14 protein-coding genes are annotated in these 17891 nt (G+C 42.5%); 8 read left to right on the forward strand and 6 right to left on the reverse strand.

Annotated features, from left to right (window positions below; genetic code table 11):
• Positions 1 to 87: 87 nt before the first annotated feature.
• A complete protein-coding gene (locus L3V31_RS22025; RefSeq protein ID WP_267135935.1) occupies positions 88 to 210 on the reverse strand; it encodes a hypothetical protein in 123 nt (40 codons plus the stop codon).
• A gap of 703 nt (positions 211 to 913) precedes the next feature.
• Here L3V31_RS22025 and L3V31_RS09290 point away from each other — a divergent pair.
• A complete protein-coding gene (locus L3V31_RS09290; RefSeq protein ID WP_237315801.1) occupies positions 914 to 1249 on the forward strand; it encodes a helix-turn-helix domain-containing protein in 336 nt (111 codons plus the stop codon).
• A complete protein-coding gene (locus L3V31_RS09295; protein ID WP_237315802.1) occupies positions 1242 to 2648 on the forward strand; it encodes a HipA domain-containing protein in 1407 nt (468 codons plus the stop codon). The genes L3V31_RS09290 and L3V31_RS09295 overlap by 8 nt, the downstream gene beginning before the upstream one ends.
• Before the next feature lie 312 nt (positions 2649 to 2960).
• Here the strand turns inward: L3V31_RS09295 and L3V31_RS09300 are convergent, their stop codons facing one another.
• Entirely contained in the window at positions 2961 to 4094 is a 1134-nt protein-coding gene (locus L3V31_RS09300; protein WP_237315803.1) for a flagellin, read from the reverse strand.
• Between the two features lie 329 nt (positions 4095 to 4423).
• Between L3V31_RS09300 and L3V31_RS09305 the strand changes: the two genes are divergently transcribed.
• Entirely contained in the window at positions 4424 to 5227 is an 804-nt protein-coding gene (locus tag L3V31_RS09305; RefSeq protein ID WP_237315804.1) for a MetQ/NlpA family ABC transporter substrate-binding protein, read from the forward strand.
• 144 nt (positions 5228 to 5371) lie between these two features.
• Here L3V31_RS09305 and L3V31_RS09310 read toward each other — a convergent pair whose 3' ends face one another.
• The 3 genes from L3V31_RS09310 to L3V31_RS09320 form a co-directional block, all read right to left on the reverse strand.
• Entirely contained in the window at positions 5372 to 5662 is a 291-nt protein-coding gene (locus L3V31_RS09310) for a D-fructose-6-phosphate amidotransferase (RefSeq protein WP_237315805.1), read from the reverse strand.
• A gap of 393 nt (positions 5663 to 6055) precedes the next feature.
• A complete protein-coding gene (locus L3V31_RS09315; RefSeq protein ID WP_237315806.1) occupies positions 6056 to 6763 on the reverse strand; it encodes a helix-turn-helix transcriptional regulator in 708 nt (235 codons plus the stop codon).
• A gap of 239 nt (positions 6764 to 7002) precedes the next feature.
• On the reverse strand, positions 7003 to 7776 hold the full coding sequence (locus tag L3V31_RS09320) for an EAL domain-containing protein (RefSeq protein WP_237315807.1): 774 nt from the start codon (positions 7774 to 7776) through the stop codon (positions 7003 to 7005).
• A gap of 377 nt (positions 7777 to 8153) precedes the next feature.
• Between L3V31_RS09320 and L3V31_RS09325 the strand changes: the two genes are divergently transcribed.
• From L3V31_RS09325 to L3V31_RS09345, 5 genes are all read left to right on the forward strand, one after another.
• The gene (locus L3V31_RS09325; protein ID WP_237315808.1) at positions 8154 to 9203 is read left to right on the forward strand and encodes a DUF4382 domain-containing protein; all 1050 of its coding nucleotides are present in this window, start codon (positions 8154 to 8156) and stop codon (positions 9201 to 9203) included.
• Between the two features lie 283 nt (positions 9204 to 9486).
• Positions 9487 to 11241, forward strand: a complete 1755-nt coding sequence (locus tag L3V31_RS09330) for a lysophospholipid acyltransferase family protein (protein ID WP_237315809.1) — start codon at positions 9487 to 9489, stop codon at positions 11239 to 11241.
• A gap of 579 nt (positions 11242 to 11820) precedes the next feature.
• Entirely contained in the window at positions 11821 to 13770 is a 1950-nt protein-coding gene (locus L3V31_RS09335; RefSeq protein ID WP_237315810.1) for a PTS mannitol transporter subunit IICBA, read from the forward strand.
• A 112-nt stretch (positions 13771 to 13882) separates the two neighbouring features.
• Positions 13883 to 15031, forward strand: coding sequence for a mannitol-1-phosphate 5-dehydrogenase (locus L3V31_RS09340; RefSeq protein WP_237315811.1), 1149 nt, complete (start codon positions 13883 to 13885; stop codon positions 15029 to 15031).
• Positions 15032 to 15088: 57 nt separating this feature from the next.
• Positions 15089 to 15619, forward strand: coding sequence for an MltR family transcriptional regulator (locus L3V31_RS09345; protein ID WP_237315812.1), 531 nt, complete (start codon positions 15089 to 15091; stop codon positions 15617 to 15619).
• A 348-nt stretch (positions 15620 to 15967) separates the two neighbouring features.
• On the opposite strand, the gene glmS is transcribed toward L3V31_RS09345, so the two are convergent.
• Positions 15968 to 17800, reverse strand: coding sequence for a glutamine--fructose-6-phosphate transaminase (isomerizing) (gene glmS, locus L3V31_RS09350; RefSeq protein ID WP_237315813.1), 1833 nt, complete (start codon positions 17798 to 17800; stop codon positions 15968 to 15970).
• Between the last annotated feature and the right edge of the window lie 91 nt (positions 17801 to 17891).

The following is a 17891-nucleotide window of genomic DNA, read 5'->3' on the forward strand; positions in this document are numbered from 1 at the left end:
AATAATGACACGTCAATCACTCCACATTCTCCTGCGCAGACTCAGCAGGAATTAGGTTAGATTATGTGGATCAGTTTTCAGTGCAAATCAGGGGGTGAAGTGGATCAGTTTTGGATGCAATTTAACAATGGTAGAGAATGGATTGTCTTCTGGTGTGGTTTTAGATGTATCAACTTCTGCATTCTTCCTGCTGTTTTTGGGTTGGTTCATAGAAACTCCTTTATTTCATTGAGCTATAAATAAGAAAGCCCCTACCGGACTAATCCAGTAAGGGCTCTTACAATTCAATAATATAAATTCGTTTTGCTGCTTGTTACGCCTAGGGATTTTTTCCTGTCTTTTCCGGTACCGTTCCTGTCTTTCCAACACAGTTTTCTACATTTCCTCGTCGGCGTCGTCGTACTAATCACACTCAATAATTCCCGTCGTCGGCGTCAGTAAAATCATGCGGGTAATCAGGTGATATGATTTTTCTGGTGGATTTAGGGCAGGGTTTCTATGTTGATGGTGCAGTGAGATTGCGTCAGACCTTCGCTCATAATCGATTGGTCCCCAGTTCAAGTCTGGGAGGGGCCACCATATTCTAGAAGGTTAGTAAGCGTAGTGTTTACTAACTTTTTTTGTACCTAACGATTTTGGGTCGGGTAATGGGTCAGGTAAGCCCCGATCACGCACTCTTCTCTGTCTTCTTTCAATACTAATCCGAATACTACGCTGTTGCCAAATATGCCATTCTGGCTGATAAATATCTCTCATAGAGAACAAAGAGAGGTATTGAACTCGCAAACCAACCATAAGTAACTTAAATTGCACTTATAGATGAGTTCTTATACAGTTACTACAAAAGTGAGTTATAGTGAACTTATATGTCAAGACGAACCCAATAGTGACAAAAGTACATTAAAAGGCACTTATGAAAAAAGGTAAGATGGTAAAGGCACAACCTATGCCTGATTTAAATACCGAGTTCAGTATGGAAACGCTGGGGAGCGCCATTCGCTCAAAGCGCACCGATAGAGGCTGGCGTATTGATGATCTCGCTTCAAAAGCCAATTTATCTCGTAGAACAGTCATGAAGGTAGAAAAAGGCGATACCAGTGTCACCTTTGCCAATGTACTCGTCCTCATGGATATCTTAGGGCTGTCGTTACGCCTTATCGACTTAAACCTATTTGTTCGTCCACATAGCCAAATAACCTCCAAAGCTGAAAACAGCGTGAGAAGCAGTGAGGACGGTTGGTATGAGTAAGTTACAACAGTTAGACGTGTTTATCGGTACGAATACCAAAATTGGTCGTTTGATTCTTCCTGTCGGAACAGAGACAGAATTCTCATTCATCTATGAAGATGAATGGAAACACACTGGTTTCCCAATTTCGCCACACATCCCTTTCGATGATCAGGCTTCGCCACGTAGTATTGAGAACTACCTCAGAAATCTCCTTCCTGAAGGAGAAGCCTTTGAGGAGATGATACAAAACACCACTATCTCCAAAAGCAACACGTTCGGGCTGATTCGTAAGCTTGGTGCGGAAACATCTGGCGCATTGTCTTTTCGAGTTCCAGACTCAGAACCTGGGGAAACCAGTTTTAGATCTGTACCTGATGATGAACTAATAGAACGACTAGAGCGAAATCTAGCGCCATTAGTGTATTGGGACGGTAAGGTTCGCCTTTCGGTTGCTGGTGTTCAAAACAAGTTAAACTTACTTAAGCGCGGTGATGAATGGGGGTTTGGTGAAGGCAAATTAAGTTCGAACTACATTCTGAAGTTTGAAAGCGGTAAAGCACCATGTATTGCTGTTAATGAGTTCTTTTGTATGACATTAGCCAAGTTAGTAGGTGTGGACGTCGCAAATGTTGAGTTAACTCGCATTGGGAAGACTAGGACACTGATAATAGAGCGGTTCGATCGTGCCTATATTGATGCTCGTGATGTCGTTCAACGAAAACATGTGATTGATGGCTGTCAGGCGACTGACTTACCCCCAGGTTACAAATACGAGCGTCAGAATGGGGATGAAGGCGATGGCGTATATATGCGTGATGGCGTTTCTTTCCCACGCCTACTGAGTGTCAAAACCATAGACACGGTAATCACCAACCTAAAGCTTACCCAATGGATGCTCTTTAATCTAGCAACGCTAAACTACGATGCCCACGGTAAAAATATTAGCTTCTTCGTCACCCCTAAAGGCCTGGAACTGACCCCTTTTTATGATTTAGTAAACATAGAAGCTATCGCTCAAGAGGGAGCAAAACGCAACTCACGAAGCGGTAAATTGTCTGCTGATGAGGGGCGTGCCGCCAGTATCCCTCAATATTTTGCGATGTCGATTGGAGATTGGGAAAGCGAAGACTTTCAAAATCCGCCGAAAGGTAACTTCAAACGCCCGATCACCAGCTATGATTTAGCTGAATTCGGCGCTCAGCTCGGCTATTCAGGCACCAAAATGGCTTCCATAATGATAGAAACCGTTGGTGCTATAAAAAATGCCCTGAAGGAAGCGATTGAACTTACCGAAGCTCAAGGAATCGACGATGGGGAACGTGAACACATAGAGCTATGTGTGTCACTCATCCAAACAGAATGTGAATACTTGCTAGCGCAAGCCGACAGTGTGCCAGAAATGAGCGAGCTTCTTTAATGGCAAATGCAGGGGCTATAGTAAACAATTTATAAATTATTTTTGGACATAAACGTTCCTTTTTCTCGATGTTTGCCCAAGAGTTTTGGCTAAAGTTGTTAGCAACTTTATCTTCATGCCTGTGGTAATTACCAGGAGGCTCAACGGAAGAAATTTCCAATATTAGCTCATTAAGCTCTTTCGCTGAGGAGTTTTCCTCCTCAATATACTTTAACTCTGAATCGTCCCAATAAAGATCCCAGTTAGACCTGATATGCTCTAATGGCTCAAGAACCAGCTCGCGTAATTGAGATATAGACTCAAAGCCATGCACTATTCATTGAGAAGGTTCAAAGCTGCATTTGGAATCAACCTGGCTTGAGCTAACATAGATGATGAAGATTGTTGAAGAATTTTAGCTCGAGTCATTTCAGTTGTTTCTTTTGCGAAATCTGTATCGATACGGCTTCCTTTTGACGCACTGATATTTTCATGCATGTTAGTTAAATTAGAGAGCATACGATCAAATCGATTTTGAAGTGCTCCCAAATCGGCTTGATGTCCATCCACATAACTCAATGCAGAATCAATGACAGCGACAGCTTCCTGGGCTCCTCCCATATTTGTCACATCAATGTTTTCAACAATCGCCTTACGGCCGTTGTCGAAATCAAATTCTCTAGCTAGGCACCCAGAAAAACAAACCTCGTCTTCTGCAACAGCAGAACCAACAAACATTTGTAGTTCACCACTACCGGATACCGATGCTGTAACAAACTCTTGCTGGCCGTTGATATAAGTTGCAAGTTCTTCAATATCATCTCCAATCTTAGCTTCGATATTGATGCTCACATCGTTCCCAGTGCTATCGATGAAATCAATACAGAGCTCGTGGCTATCTTCCTCGACAACCCAGTCAGCATCTTTGCCTTCTTGTGCAATAAATATCTTTCCACCCATAGATGAAGAGCAGGCACGCATATCCTTTAGTTCCAGCAGGATCGTTTCATTATTGGAACCAACTTGAAGTGCTTTCTTACCAAATGTGCCATCGAGCAAGTTAGTGCCCGCAAAGTTAGCTGAGCTAGCGATGCTATGAAGCTCATCCTTTAAAGCCTGGACATTTTTTTGAATAGCTTGCCTATCAGCTATTGAGTTTGCCCCATTAGCCGCTTGTAGTGAATGGTCTCTCATATCTTGTAGAATACAAGACATTTCTTTCATAGACCCCTCCGCAGTCTGAACTATGGCCACTCCGTCATTGACATTCTTAGCTGCGATATCTAACCCTCGAGTTTGTACATGTAATCGATTCGCTATTTGTAAACCAGCAGCATCATCTTTAGCACTATTTATCTTTTTTCCCGAAGAAAGTTTAAGTATTGAAGAATTAAAATCATCAGAAGCATTAGCAACGTGACGTCGTGTTGCTAAAGCAGCGGTGTTGTTGTGTAGGCTCAATGTCACACATGGCCCTCCTTTCCATTATTACTGCCAAAAATTATGGAACTAAAGTCTCATTTTGTATATCGACCAAAACCACCGCCACTTTAGGGACTTTATGCATAATTTATTGAATAAATTACCTTTATTATATTTACCAGTTGAATACCCCATCCTCTTTAAAAACTGAAACCCTGCAGGTAAAGGAGATGGGCGTTATCAGCAACAAAATCCAGAAGCTGAAATCTTACTGCCGAATACATTAGAAGATGACCGAGCGATCAAACATTGACGGCTTTTATATCTGTGTTAGATTAGCCATATAGACGTCTAAAATTATAAATGGAGTTATTATGGAAAGTTTTCGCCGAATTAAGCAGTTACCTTTTATTCTCATAGCAATATTCAGCTTAACGGCCTGTGGGCAAAAAGAAGACTCAGTTATTAAGGTCGGTGCAACCGTTGGCCCTCACGCACAAGTTGTAGAGGCGGTTGCCAAGGAGGCAGAAAAACAAGGACTTAAAGTCGAGGTGGTCGAGTTTTCCGATTACGTAACACCAAATGCAGCATTGAGTGATGGCAGTATCGACATCAACAGCTATCAGCACCAGCCGTTTCTAGATAACTTCAACAACAGTCATAACTCTCACTTAATCTCTATCGGCCAATCTATTCTGATGCGTATGGGAGTGTACTCGAACAAGTTCCGATCTCTTGAAGACCTACCGAAGAGTGCGCGCATCGCGATCCCTAATGATCCAACCAACGGTGGCCGCGGTCTGCTCCTGCTTGCTGACGCGGGTTTGATTACGTTAAGAGCTGGTGTCGGTCATAAAGCGGCATTGACAGACATTACAGAGAATCCAAAAGAATTTCAGTTTGTTGAAGTCGATGCAGCTCAACTGCCTAGAACATTACACGATGTCGATGCAGCAGCCATCACTATGAACTATGTGATGTCGTCAGGGCTTGATCCCAAAAAACAAGGGATCTACTTAGAATCAAAAGAAGCACCTCTGGCTGTTATGGTTATCGCAACGCGCGAAGCAGATAAAAATAAAGAGGAGTACAAGAAGTTCGTTTCAATCTACCAGTCTCAGGAGATTCGTGACTTTTTGGATAAAACCTTTAAGGGCACGATTGAGCCAGCGTTTTAAACTTTATAAGTAGCGCAGCTCTTTATAGTACTGTGCCATCATTTTCGCCTATTACTTTATGGCAATATTGAAAAAGGCTCGTGGAAACATCCATGAGCCTTTGTGCTTTTGAGATACTGATCTGAGGTCAATGGCAAAACAAGCTTAAAGATGATCAGCGTATTGACGACGCTCTGCTTCAAGCTTCATCGCCAAGTAACTTTGCCTAGCTACGACTAAATCTGGGCGATTGATACGTTTCCAGAGAAAATACGGCGGGATGAAGAAAATAACAAAATATAACGACTCATGGAAAAAAACATGAGCAATGGAATCTTGATGCTCAAAATACGCTGTTAGAGCAAAAAGCTCCAGCAGTACACCTAACACTCCGAAAACAACACAGACCACAATGGCTAAACCCAATATCTCTCGAAAAAAATATTTGTATATCATGGCACTACTTCCTTTTAGCAGTATGTCATACCAACATACTCCTCTAACCGAGCCGTTAGCTTGATTAGAGTCAATTTAGTCTTAATTTAGATCAGTAACTAATCACAAAAAAATTCATCTTAAATAATTAGAAGTGTCAGTAATAATGATAGAGGTGTGTTTCAGCACATTCCCTTCCACACTGATTAACAGACGGGAAGTTGAACTTTTTTAACGAAATTAAAAAACTCATTAGTCATAGCGCTTTGATCGTGGTGAATGGTTTTGCAATAATTATAAAGTGGTATTTTTGAGGTTTACTAGGTGACCTTTGGTCTAAATAAACCTCCATAGTATTATGAAATCAATATGCTTAAAATTAATAAACCAGACAAAGTTTATCGCCTACGATTGTTATTTATTCATTGCTAGTATCTTTCGGAATTGCCTGGGACTAAACCCATGGGCTTCTTTAAACTTTTTACAAAAATAAGAAGTGCTATTAAACCCAGATTCCTTAGAAACCTCATCCACACTCAAACTAGTATTAGTTATAAGCACCGTCGCATACTCTAATCGAGAATTTGAAATTATTTGCCCCATACTTGTTTGGCTGTTTTTAAGTTTTCTAGTGAGGGTTGATTTAGAGGTGTATGTGAGACTACAGATATCTTCTAGTGACCATTTCCTTTTAAGATCTTTGTTTATAATTTCATTAATCTTTTTTTCTAAAGGGTCATAGTTACATAAAACTTTATTATTCTTTATTTTCTCTAGCTCTAAATTTATCAATCCAATTAGTGTATCTTTATTATTTAAATCTAATATATTGATCTCAATATAGGCATTAATTAAATTAATTGTCTTTTCTTGCCTACAAGATAAATTCATACCAGCGACATGATAAGTAGTTAAAATTAGATCATTCTTAGATATAGACTTTAATGAAAATCTCACCAATACATTAGGTGGAATAAAAATGGCCACATTAGGCTGTACTTTTTTTATCCCTCCATTATAAAAGATTATCCCCTCACCATTGATGCTTATCATATGGCTATTGCGAGTAAATATAGAGCCTTCAATTTTAGGACTAAGATTTATAACTCTTTTCCTAATCATTTTCATTCCTGTATATCTTTAATTTATTCTTATAAAAATTATCTGCAGCTAAAGAATAGACAAAAAAATGTGATAAAAAGGGCTGTAATTCATTAGCATACAGTAAATTAGAGTTTACATACATTCGTGTGATTAAACAATACTAACACACGAATACTCTTAGTATGAGATCGGTTGCGTGAGGGTATTACCTAGATGTTAAGTGTCTAATCTATCCAGATTACACACGTTCTAAAATGTCAATGATAAGTATTTTCTTTTGATCCTGTATTTATTAACTCTGACTCTTGAAGATTATCTCTTTCTTTGGTCACCTTTCTTGGCCTCGCGTAGAAATAACCTTGAGCTAAAATATTATATTTTTTAAGGTATTCATTCTGGAAGTAGGTCTCGACCCCTTCAATTATCAAACCGTGTTTACAATAAGGCCTCAATACAAAAATAAGAGATTTTAAACAATCATCATTACCAGAGTTGTATAATAAAAATGACCTATCTATTTTAATATAATCCCACTCAATCAGCCCTAAAGATAAGTGAGCCGCTATATTTTCTTCATAGTAGTCATCAAGAATGATAAAAACACCTAACTTTTGAAGTCGTCTTATATTTTTTAGAACTTTACTATACTTAATAGAAGTGTTTATTTCATTTATTTCTATATGAAATTTATTATAAATGTTTTTATTTATAACCTTATCTACAAAGTCATCATCTTCTAATGAAGATAGAGTTAAGTTTAAAAAAATACCTTTAGATGTTCTTATATTACTAAAATATTCCATCTGTAGTAGAAAAACAGTCTTAATGAATTCATCATCAATATTATCGAAGAAAGATTCGCTATTTAATGTCTCCCCAGATTCATTAATTACTCTTGAGAGGCATTCGTAATAGATAGTTTCTCTAGATTTAGGGAGGCATATTGGCTGCAATAAAAACTCTAGGGTTACATAGCTAGTTTTGTTGCTTATTGTAACGCCACCACACGTTGAATATTCAACAGTAAACATACGCACTCCTAATTTTACACAGTCTGTAAATATAGTTGAGTTTTTGTTGCAATCCTATAGTTGCGTAATAAATTTAAAAAATATGAGTTTTTTCTTTTATTTAAATTTAATCCGTCAAAAAAATAACATTGTAATGGGAGGAGTCTAGCTGTCTAGCTATGGTGATTGAGCTCAGGCTAGTTAATAATGTTCAAAAAAAAAGAAAATTATAACTTAATATTTCAGAGAGAGGGAAGACTCAAGACCCAATATAAATCCTATAACTCGCCTTTGTAATGATATTGATAATTTACCCTCTTATCACCCTATGATGACATTCTTTCTCGTTTTTAAGACTAAACTTTACATTTATCAGCAATGTGAACGAAAGAGGAAATATGAAAAAATACACCTACCCTATCCTCGCGATTTCAGGTGGTCTTTTACTGACTGGCTGTAATGGCGGTGACTCTTCATCCGATACAGAAGCAGCAACTTTTTCTCTTGCGGTTTCCGATGCTCCTGTCGATGATGCCAATAAAGTCGTTTTAGCATTTGAAGATGTGGTTTTAATCCCGTTTGATCCTGAAACAGGTGTTAAAACTGGCGACGCTATTATTATGAACGTCAGTGAAGACGGTGCATTACGTCAAGTAGACCTAATGCAGTATCAAGGCAGTAACGCTGAAACCATCATCAGTGAGCAAACCATTGCACCGGGTGACTACGCAATGTGTGTGTACGCAAAAGATGGCAAACAGATGAACGACACGACGCTTTCTTACGTCGAAAAAACAGATGGCTCGGTGAAAGGCCTTGTAGTGAACAGCCGTGGTAGCTGTTATGGCGCTAAGCCAGACACCAGCGATCAGGGCCGCCTGAAGTTCTCGCAGAAAGGTCAATACGTAACAGTACATACAGGTCATAACAGCTACGTGGTTGAGTTTGATTTGCGTAAAGGTCTGGCAGACCCAACCGGTCAGGATCACATGAACATGAACTCGAATGCAGTGAGCTTAGTGAACGCATCTGAGGCTGGTCATATTGGTGGAACAGTCAGTTCTGTACAATACAACGCATGTGTGTCAGATAGCGTAGATTGGAACGCAATTAACGATGTTCCAGCTGTACACTCTGTTTATCTCTATGCTGGTGAGATGGATCGCAGCACAATGGGCGATCTAGGCGCACCTGCACCATTTAATACTCCAGTAGCCATTGCTGACGTCAACGAAACAGAAGATGAACTTGGTAATGTAACGTACGATTACGAGTTTGGTTTTATTGGCCCAGGAACTTACACGATTGGCTACACATGTACTGCGTACATTGACAGTCCGGATAGCCATGAAACTTCTGACGACGGTTTCTTAATGTACCAGCACTATACGCCTGTTGAAGTAGTAGAGGGTGAACATACAGAACAAGACATCAACCCGATTCTGTAAATCTCCTCAATAGAATAGAGAAAGCCGCTCACCCCAGTGTGAGCGGCTTTTATTTTTGCTCAGTCGAATATTAATTTGTTGAAAGATCTGCCAACCTCTTCGCCGCTCGGCTAAGGCAAGTCATCAAATCTTGTATATCCACACCAAGGCCGCCTCTTTCTTAATCTCACCTTGCCATTCAATAAACCGTCACCCTTTTGTCACTAAAGACTCACTGTTTTGCCGCTGAACTGTCATCTGCAATTCCTACTATCCAGTTAGCAACTTGCACGCTGAGGTAAATATGGATAGCACTACCCCTTTTCGTCTCCCTCGTAAAACGCCTTTTGGCATTGGTGAAAACGTCGCTGAATGGGCAACGGGATTAAGCCAACTCGATAAGTTCTATGCGCAAAGACCCGTTAATGCAGACATTCAAACCTTCTTACGCTTCACACTCTCGATTTTAGGTATCGATTACCGAATTGCTCATGGCTCACTCGATGCCGTTCCAAAACAAGGCCCCACCGTCATTGTTGCCAACCACCCTCTCGGCTGCGTCGAAGGCGTCATACTGGCTGAATTACTGCTGATGGTTCGAGATGACATCCAAATCCTCGCGAATCAATACCTTAAAACCGTCCCGGAACTCGACCAGTTGTTTATTGGTGTGGATGTGTTTGAAGGCAAAGACGCGGTCAAGTCCAACATGAAAGCACTACGCGCGGCGAACAGACACCTAGCTAACGGCGGATTGCTGTTAGTTTTCCCAGCGGGTGAGGTTTCCCAACTGGTTGATCCAAAGCAACAACGATTAGAAGATAAAGAGTGGAGCCGCAGTGTCAGTACCTTAATTCGTAAAAACAAAGCAACGACAGTCCCCGTATTTATTAACGGGCAAAACTCTAAACGCTTTTATATGGCCGGAAAAATCCATCCTTTGCTACGAACGTTAATGCTGGGTAGAGAGCTGCTTAATAAGAATGCTCAAACAATTGAGCTATCGTTTGGCCAGGCGATTAAATTTAAAGAGCTGAATAACCTTAGTGATGATAAGGTGGTCAATTATTTGAGGCTCAATACCTACCTGCTTAACCGTGCCCCCAGCACTCCTGGGCAAACCGCATCGACGAATGAATTACTGCCCATTGCGGCAGGGTTACCAATAAGCCAATTACTCGATGAGCTGCACAACTTACCTCCAGAAGCCAAACTTCTTGAAAGTGGAGAGTTTGAGGTCTACTGCACATCCGCTTATCAGATCCCATCTCTACTGCATGAAATCGGTCGTCTACGTGAATACAACTTTCGTCAGGTGGGCGAAGGCACAGGGCAAGCGATCGATATCGATCATTTCGATCATGATTACCTGCACCTATTTGTCTGGGATCGGGAAAATCAATGCATGGTAGGCGCTTATCGTCTGGGATTAGTGGATAGATTACTCGCCAAACATGGTGTTGAAGGATTGTACTCTCGCACCCTATTTAACTATGACCAGCGCTTTCTCGACAAGATGGGTAAATCGATTGAGATGGGACGCTCGGTAATTGCGGAACAATACCAAAAGAGCATGAGTGCCCTACTACTGCTTTGGAAAGGCATTGCGACATTCGTACATAGAAACCCAGAGTACACTCACCTGTTTGGCCCGGTCAGCATAAGTAACGACTACAGCCAGACCGCTCGTCAGTTATTGGCTCAGTCGATGACACTTCATCACTACGACAACACCTGTGCAGAGTATGTTACGCCGTCCAACCCGCTACCGGAAACTAACCTGAACTGGAACACCAGCATGCTGACCGCATTAGGCGATTTGCAGCTATTATCTCGTGTCATCGATCGCATTGACGAAGGAAAAGGGGTTCCTGTTTTACTGCGTCAGTACTTAAGCTTAAATGGCAAACTGGTGTGCTTTAATGTCGATCCTGCCTTTAACAACGCGCTAGACGGATTAATTATGGTGGACTTACGCGAAGTGCCGGAAAAGACACTGGCACGTTACATGGGACTGGAAAATACGCGAACGTATTTAGCACAACACCTCGATAAATAACTTACCAGAGAAATAGTGCATTGCTGATACAAGCAGTGCACTATCCTTTTAATTTGTAAGAAATATAACCGAAAGTTTCCGACATTTCTGACATCACACTCATTTACTCAGTCAATCAGTCGCTACGTGCTGGTATTGAGCAATATATCGCGTTACAAAATTTCAAAAAATCCACAACCAGACACAGATCACATTTATGCAAACAGTCAAACCAAGATAAAGTGTGACACTGATCGACACAAGCATTTAATTCGACCCCAGAAATAAATCATAGGTGACTTTGATCACATTATATTTTCAATTCAAATTTGTAATAAGATCGATTTGATCACTAATATTTTTATTGACAGATTTAAAACCTGCATTTTGTTATTAAGTTACATGTCAATAAATTGATCATCATCACTTAAAAAATGCTTTTTATCTGAAGAAGTGCGGGTGTAGATCACGAAAAGCCCGTTGTCAGTTCTAATTGGAAATTGTGTGATAAATTGATTGGGTACTAAACAATCAAACAAGCGGTTTTGGCGAACCGTTTACGACAACAATATTCATCAGAACATCGAACGGGGAATTGTTATGATATCACCAGATGCTAAGATCAAGATACAAAATTTTGGTCGCTTTCTGTCTAACATGGTAATGCCTAACATCGGCGCATTTATCGCGTGGGGCTTTATCACTGCACTATTCATCCCAACCGGATGGTTGCCAAATGAGACTTTGGCTTCAATGGTTGGTCCTATGATTACCTACTTGCTACCGCTGCTTATCGGCTACACTGGCGGTAAATTAGTCGGCGGCGATCGCGGTGCGGTAGTCGGCGCAATCACTACCATGGGCGTGATTGTCGGTACAGACATCCCTATGTTCATGGGAGCGATGATCGTCGGTCCAATGGGCGGCTTGGCGATTAAAAAATTCGACAACTACATCGATGGCAAAGTGAAAAGTGGCTTTGAGATGTTGGTAAACAACTTCTCTGCAGGCATCATCGGTATGCTGTGTGCCATTCTTGCTTTCTTCCTAATTGGTCCTTTTGTAAAAGTACTCTCTGGTGCTTTGGCGGCAGGCGTAAACTTCCTTGTCTCAGCGCACCTTCTACCACTGACTTCTATTTTTGTTGAGCCAGCGAAGATCCTGTTCCTGAATAACGCAATCAACCACGGCATCTTCTCACCACTAGGCATTCAACAGGCGTCAGAAACTGGTCAATCTATTTTCTTCCTGATTGAAGCAAACCCAGGTCCTGGTCTAGGTATTCTTCTGGCGTACATGGTGTTTGGTAAAGGTACCGCTCGTCAGACTGCCGGTGGTGCCTCTATCATCCACTTCTTTGGTGGTATCCATGAGATTTACTTCCCATACATTCTGATGAACCCTCGCCTCATCCTAGCGGCTATTGCAGGTGGTATGACAGGTGTATTCGTTCTCACTATGTTTAATGCAGGTATCGTTTCTCCAGCGTCTCCTGGTTCTATCTTCGCGGTACTATTGATGACGCAAAAAGGCTCAATCGTTGGTGTTCTAGCCTCTATCGCGGCGGCAGCGGGCGTATCCTTCACCGTAGCAGCTCTACTGATGAAGACCCAAACATCGACAGAAGAAGACGGTGATAAAGCAGCGCTAGAAAAAGCAACTTCACAAATGAAAGGCATGAAATCTGCGTCAAAAAACAATGCAGCGGTAAACAGTGAAAGCAAAGGCGACGTAGACCTTGCGACAGTTCAAAGCATTATTGTCGCTTGTGATGCCGGCATGGGCTCGAGCGCAATGGGTGCGAGCATGCTACGCAAGAAAGTTCAGGACTCAGGTTTGAACATTCACGTCACTAACCTTGCTATTAACAACTTGTCAGAGAGTGCAGATATCGTGATTACTCATAAAGATTTGACGGCTCGTGCACGTAAGCATGCTCCTAACGCACACCATATTTCTCTGACTAACTTCCTAGACAGCGAAATGTACAACCAACTCGTCACTAAACTGCTGGCGGCACAAACTTCATCTGCCAATGACGATCAAATGGCAAAAGTATCGGTTCTTGCAGCAAACGACGACAATTTTGAACAACAGCAACCATCTGTATTCCAGATTCAACGTGAAAACATCCACTTAGGTTTAAGCGCAGCTAACAAAGAAGAAGCAATTCGCTTTGCGGGCAACAAGCTGGTTGAACTGGGCTACGCTGAACCAGAATACGTAGATGCAATGTTTGATCGTGAAGCACTGGTTCCTACTTACCTTGGCGAATCTATCGCGGTGCCACACGGCACGATTGAAGCGAAAGATCGCGTTAAAAAGACCGGCATTGTTATCTGCCAATACCCATCGGGTATCCAATTTACTGAAGACGAAGACGATATAGCGAAACTGGTTATCGGCATTGCCGCTAAGAATGATGAACACATCCAAGTCATTACCACCATTACGAACGCGCTCGATGAGCCAGAAGCAATTGAGAAACTAACCAGCACTGCGGATGTAGAAGAGATCCTCAACATCCTTGGCCGCGAACAAGCCGCTTAATTACTTCACTTAATTTGCTCCTAAGCAAACCGAGGTCAGCTGTCACCCCCTATGCGGTTGGCCTCACTCTAGATTCGTTAGTCAATATTACAGACATTGGTAGGTAACAGTTATGAAAAATGCAGTTCATTTTGGCGCTGGTAACATTGGTCGTGGTTTCATCGGTAAACTATTAGCAGACGCAGACGTCGAGGTCACTTTCGCTGACGTCGATGCCCCGTTAGTAGACCAGCTCAGTCATAAGCAAGAATACAAAGTTAAAGTAGTTGGCACAGAATGCCAAATCGACACGGTCACGCATGTCACTGCAGTAAACTCAGCAAGTGAAGACGTGATTGACCGCATCGTAAAAACCGATTTGGTGACAACCGCCGTAGGTCCAAACGTGCTGGACATGATTGCGAAAACCATTGCAACTGGCATCACTAAACGTTTCGAAGCGGGCAATGAAGCACCACTGAACATCATCGCCTGTGAGAACATGGTTCGCGGCACGACCCATTTAAAGGGCGAAGTGTACAAGCATCTTGATCAATCACTGCACGCCAAAGCAGATGAGCTAGTCGGCTTCGTCGATTCCGCTGTGGATCGTATCGTGCCACCAGCAGAAGCGGCCAACGATGATCCATTGGAAGTGACGGTAGAAAGCTTCAGCGAGTGGATTGTTGACGAGCAGCAATTCAAAGGCGAAATCCCCGATATCGCAGGGATGGAAAAGACCGACAACCTGATGGCGTTTGTGGAACGTAAACTGTTCACCCTAAACACTGGTCACTGTATTACGGCTTACTTAGGCTGCTTGAAGGGACACCGCACTATTCGTGAAGCAATTGAAGACCCTGAGATTCAGGCGGAAGTAAAACAAGCAATGATCGAAAGTGGTGAAGTACTGATTCGTCGTTATGGTTTCGATCGAGACATGCACAATGCCTATATCGAGAAGATTCTGGGGCGCTTTGCCAATCCATACTTAGTTGATGAAGTTGACCGAGTTGGACGTCAACCAATTCGCAAATTAGGTGCAAATGATAGATTAGTGAAGCCATTACTCGGTACAATCGAATATGGCACTGAAAACCAAACACTTTTAAAAGGGATTGCGGCGGCGTTGAAGTATACTAACGACACCGACCCTCAAGCGGTTGAATTACAAACTTCATTAAAAGAAGTCGACGTGAAGCCAACGGTCGCGAAATACACAGGTCTTGCAGAAGACAGTGCTGAAGTGGCTCACATTGAGACACTCTACAACCAGCTGTGATTAACTCAAGGGGGGCGATGCTCCCCTTACAATAAAGATTTAACAACTACTCAGTATATGGCAGATAACATCAACGAAACCGAGATCATTGAACGACTTAACAGTGCCCCATCGGTACGAGGCTTCTTTATTGCCACAGTCGACGTCTTTAACGAGTCGATAGATGGGCTGATACAAAGAATCTTTCGTAAAGATAACTTCGCTGTCCAGTCCGTTGTCGGCCCGCTACTACAAGACTCAGGCCCACTGGGCGATCTATCTGTTCGTCTAAAATTATTGTTTGGCTTGGGCGTATTACCTGACGATATTTACCACGATATCGAAGATATCATTAAGCTCAAAAACCAGCTCAACAGCGACGCATCCGACTATGATTTCACTGACCCAATCATTCTAGACCCAATCAAAAAGCTTCATCTGGTAAAGAAAATGGGCATGGTGCAACTGGAAGTAAATGAACCGGATGATGACATCGATCTGGAGTTCTATCAGCTCCAACTTCAGCGCCAACAACAAATCATCAAATCAGGACTTTCCCTCGCCATTGTGGAAATCTGTAATGAACTGGGCAAGGAAAGTCCTTTTTAACTCTTAAACTCTACTTTCGCTTCGAGCACGCTTTATATCGCGCTTATTATTTTTAGTTATTGCTGGCAGAATTATCTCAAAACAAGTAAGACTGCTTTCCGAAGCGCACAAGCCGCAGGGTATGGTCACGCCACAACTGCTTCAAATGATTGCTTTCGACATCCTGTTTTTCAAACTCAATACTCCGATCGACTCTGTCAGCAAGAGTATTGCTTGGACTGCTAGAGCCGTCTCACTCACCGCATGATGGGTCGCTTGTACTAGTTTGTCAGTGAGCATAAAAGTAAAAGCCACCTATCACGTGCTGCGTAATAGGTGGCTTTTTTATTCACTTGGTAACGGGTAGTGTTATTCCACAGTTACCGCTTTTGCTAGGTTACGAGGCTGATCAACGTCAGTACCTTTGATCAAAGCAATGTAGTAAGACAGCAACTGCATTGGAATGGTGTAGTAAATCGCTGCAGTGATTTCGCTTACGTGTGGCATTGTGATGATCTTCATCGTGTCATCACCTTCAAAACCTGCATCTGCATCGGCAAATACGTACAGTAAACCACCGCGTGCACGAACTTCTTCAACGTTTGATTTTAGCTTCTCAAGCAGATCATTACTTGGGGCAACGACAACTACTGGCATATCAGCATCAATAAGCGCTAACGGACCGTGTTTCAGCTCACCCGCTGCGTACGCTTCCGCGTGAATGTAAGAGATCTCTTTTAGTTTTAGAGACGCTTCCATCGCGATTGGGTAAAATTCACCACGGCCAAGGAACAGAGTATGGTGCTTATCAGCAAAATCCGTTGCCAGCGCTTCGATCTCTTTCTCAAAAGACAACGCTTGGTTGATTTGCTCTGGTAGTGCATGCAGTGCTTCTACGATCTCTTGTTCTTTCTCTTTACTAACACGGTTTTGTTGCTTACCAAGAGCCGTAACCAGCATAAGCAGTGCAGATAACTGAGTCGTGAAGGCTTTGGTAGAAGCCACACCGATTTCAACACCAGCGCGAGTCATAAACGCAAAATCAGATTCACGAACAAGAGAAGAACCTGCCACGTTACAGATGGTCATTGCCGCCATGTAGCCTTTCTCTTTCGCAAGACGAAGCGCTGCTAGCGTATCGGCAGTTTCACCTGACTGAGATAGCGTGATAAGAAGGCTGTTTGGACGAGTCACAAATTTGCGGTAACGGAACTCAGATGCGATTTCTACGTCACAACTTACGCCGGCAATATCTTCAAACCAGTAGCGTGCCGTCATACCAGCATTGTAAGAGGTACCACACGCCACAATCTGAACGTGCTCTACACGGCTTAAGATATCTGAAGCGTTCACACCAATTGCGTCAGTGACAACAGAATCTGCAGTAATGCGGCCTTCCATGGTGTTGATTAGCGCTTTTGGCTGCTCGTAGATTTCTTTCTGCATGAAGTGGCGGTATTGGCCTTTATCGCCCGCATCGTGCTCGGCGTTAGACTCCGTGATTTCACGTTCTACACGCTCACCAGTGTTATCGTAAACAGTCACTTCACGGCGAGTAATTTCTGCTACATCACCCTCTTCTAGGTACATAAAACGGCGAGTAACGTTAAGCAATGCCAACTGGTCTGAAGCTAGGAAGTTTTCACCCACACCAAAGCCGATAACAATCGGGCTACCAGAGCGAGCAACAACAATGCGAGAAGGATCTTTACGATCCAGAGCGACAGTACCGTAAGCGCCTTCCAATTGCTTAGCTGTTTTTTGTACCGCTTCAAGCAGCGTTTCTGACGTGCGAAGTTCCCACTCAACGAGATGTGCAATTACTTCAGTGTCAGTTTGAGATTCAAATACGTAACCACGCTCACGAAGTATTTCACGCAGTTCTTCGTAGTTTTCGATGATACCGTTATGAACAACACTAATATCACCTGACATGTGTGGGTGCGCGTTGATTTCCGATGGCTCACCGTGTGTCGCCCAACGCGTGTGCGCAATACCAGTGCCACCAATGACTTTCTCTTGATCAACCGCATCAGACAGCTCTTGCACTTTGCCCAGACGACGAACGCGAGTCAGATTAGTTTCTGCATCGACGATCGCCACGCCCGCAGAATCATAGCCACGGTATTCCAAACGGCGTAGACCTTCGACCAAAATTTCTGCAACATCTCGTTGTGCCACTGCACCTACGATTCCACACATGTGTTTCTCTCCGATTTTAGTTTTGTTCTTCCCTAGCCATGATTTCATATAGAGGCAGCAAGCAAAGGCCCGTACATGAGGGAAGTAAATT

This window comes from Vibrio sp. J1-1, from assembly GCF_021728395.1.
Lineage (GTDB): Bacteria > Pseudomonadota > Gammaproteobacteria > Enterobacterales > Vibrionaceae > Vibrio.